The following is a 1,764-nucleotide window of genomic DNA, read 5'->3' as shown; positions in this document are numbered from 1 at the left end:
AGGATGTAGCCGATACCGGCAAGGGTATCGTCGCTGTTGATCAGGCTGATGACCTTGCGCTGGAGCTGGAAGCCCCCCTCGCGGCGTACCAGGGTGTAGGTCAGGTCGGCGGTGTAGTGCTTGAGGCTTTCCTTGCGGAACTCGCGCAGGTTCTGTGCGGCCCGCACGGTCACGGTGACGCCGTCGTCGCTCAGCACGCGGATGCGCGAGAGGCTGCGCACGGTGCGCGGTTGCGGGCTGGTGGAAATCGATTCGCCACCGACCAGCCGCTGCACGCGCAGGGTACGCATGTGGTGGTCGTCGTAGGCGTAGTTCAGGGTGTTTTCGTAGTCCGTCTGCCGCGGGTCGATGGGGATGATATAGGTCCCGTTCGCGGTCCACAGGGCAAGCCAGGCGTCGTATTCGCCGTGGTCGAGCATGTCGCCTTCCTGCCAGATGAAGGCGGTGACTTCGTGCAGCAATTGCAAGTTCATAGGGCTCTCCACCGTCAGGCCGACATCATCTTTTTCCACTGCTGGTACGCCGCACGCATGCCGGTTTCGGCACTCACGTCCGACACCCGTCCATCGGCGCTGGGCCGTTCGCCGGGCAGGCCGCGGTTGAGCATGATCCACAGCGATTCGCCGGCGCTGGCGCCTTTCTGTACCCGCTCCCAGGCCTCGGAGTCGTCCGGCGTGCCAAAGCCCATCGGGCCCTGGAAGTGTTCGTGCAGGCGCAGGCGGTAGCGGTTGGCTGCCGCCGGGCCACCGTCCATGGTGATCACCGCGTGGTGGATTTCGGTTTCGGTCACCGAGATCGGTTGCAGCACGCGGAAGAACGCCATCGAGCAGGCGATGTTGGGGAACAGGTTGAGGTTGAAGCCCGACCCGCCGACAGCGCGCACGATGCGCCGCACCTGCGGCTCGTCGATACCTTCCTCGCGCAGCTCGGCGGCGAGGGCCTCGAAGCGCTCAGGGATCGGCTTGTCGAGGTCGGCTTCCAGGTCCACCAGCTCGGGGATCATCACCATCACGCTGTGGCCGTTGCCCAGGTCCTCGACGTAACCGGGGCCTTTGACGAAGTCGAACAGCGCCAGGGTCTGCTCGTCGACCGAGGACAGGAAGCTTTTGTGCACCAGCGGGAAGTGGTAGGCGTCGGTGGTGTTTTCCAGCTGGATCTTCCAGTTGCCGGGGAAGCGGAAGCGGTGCTCGCCGGGCACCTTGATGCCGTAGCCGGCGCCCTGTTTCATGAACAGGTCGATCCACTTTCTGGCCGCGCCGAGGAAGTCCTCGAGCGGCTCGATGTCGTCCTTGAAGGTGGCGAAGACCATGCCGGCGTAGCGTTCCACGCGCAGGCTGACCAGCGGCAATTCGGCCTTGTCCAGGCAGTCGCCATAGCTTTCCGGGTGCGGCACGCCGCGCAGCGAGCCGTCAAGGGCGTAACCCCAGCCGTGGTAGGGGCAGACGAAGCTGTTGGTCTTGCCCTTTTTGTGCTCGCAGACCGTGGCGCCGCGGTGGCGGCAGCGGTTGAGCAGCACATTGATGGCCTGCTTGCGGTCGCGCACCACGATCACCGGCTGCTTGCCGATGTAGGTGGTCTTGTAGCTGCCGGCTTCGGGCACTTCACTTTCGTGGGCGACCCAGATCCAGGTGCTGTGGAAAATCTTTTCCAGCTCGGCGTCGAACAGCGCCGGGTCGGTGTAGAGGGAGGTGTGGACACGGTCGGGCTGTACCAGCTCGGCCGGGTCGATCGCCAGGTTGACGGCGGGGATCAGGTGGCTCACGG

The 1,764-nt window shown here is 64.9% G+C and carries 2 protein-coding genes; both read right to left on the bottom strand.

Annotated features, from left to right (window positions below; genetic code table 11):
- A partial coding sequence (locus L6D80_RS29775; protein ID WP_176516509.1) for an aromatic-ring-hydroxylating dioxygenase subunit beta occupies positions 1 to 473 on the bottom strand: 473 nt, incomplete at its 3' end.
- 14 nt (positions 474 to 487) lie between these two features.
- Positions 488 to 1,762, bottom strand: coding sequence for an aromatic ring-hydroxylating oxygenase subunit alpha (locus L6D80_RS29770; protein WP_176516511.1), 1,275 nt, complete (start codon positions 1,760 to 1,762; stop codon positions 488 to 490).
- Between the last annotated feature and the right edge of the window lie 2 nt (positions 1,763 to 1,764).

The sequence above is a fragment of the Pseudomonas ceruminis genome, from assembly GCF_021602025.1.
GTDB lineage: Bacteria > Pseudomonadota > Gammaproteobacteria > Pseudomonadales > Pseudomonadaceae > Aquipseudomonas > Aquipseudomonas ceruminis.
The sequence above is the reverse complement of the archived record's forward strand: the minus strand, read 5'-3'. Positions and strand labels throughout refer to the sequence as shown.